Raw genomic sequence first — 465 nt, 5'->3', positions numbered from 1 at the left:
CCTCGGCACCGCCTACCTCTCGCCGGACCGCTACGAGTTCCAGGTCGACGCCTACCGCAGCAACGAGTTCCTGTCCTCGGGCACGGTCGGCAGCTTCAGCATCGCGGCTCTCCGCGACGTCACGGGCCACCGCGCCGCGCTCAGCGGTACGGCGCTCGACGACCCGACGACGTCCTGCGGCGCCCAGGCGCCCTCGGAGTGCCAGAACCTGCGCCAGACCCCGGTGCTGCGCTGGGACCCGGTCCCGGACGCCGGCTCCTACGTGCTCGTGGTGAGCCGCGACGCCGAGCTGACCAACCCCCTGGGCAGCTACGCCGTGAGCTCGACGATGTGGACCCCCACGCGTGCCTTCGCCGACAGCAACGCGGGCTCGGCGTACTACTGGACGGTCCGGCCCTGCACCGCCGCCGTCACCTGCGGGCCCAGCCGGGCGGCGCAGCACCAGTTCAACATGCTCAGCAACCC

1 protein-coding gene is annotated in these 465 nt (G+C 72.5%); it reads left to right on the top strand.

Features of this window, described 5'->3' with window-relative positions:
• Positions 1 to 465, top strand: a 465-nt coding sequence (locus tag I6F37_RS39125) for a hypothetical protein (RefSeq protein WP_225154245.1), incomplete at both ends; no start/stop codon positions are given.

Origin of the sequence: Bradyrhizobium sp. NBAIM08, assembly GCF_020193935.1 — a bacterium.
GTDB lineage: Bacteria > Pseudomonadota > Alphaproteobacteria > Rhizobiales > Xanthobacteraceae > Bradyrhizobium > Bradyrhizobium yuanmingense.
The sequence above is the reverse complement of the archived record's forward strand: the minus strand, read 5'-3'. Positions and strand labels throughout refer to the sequence as shown.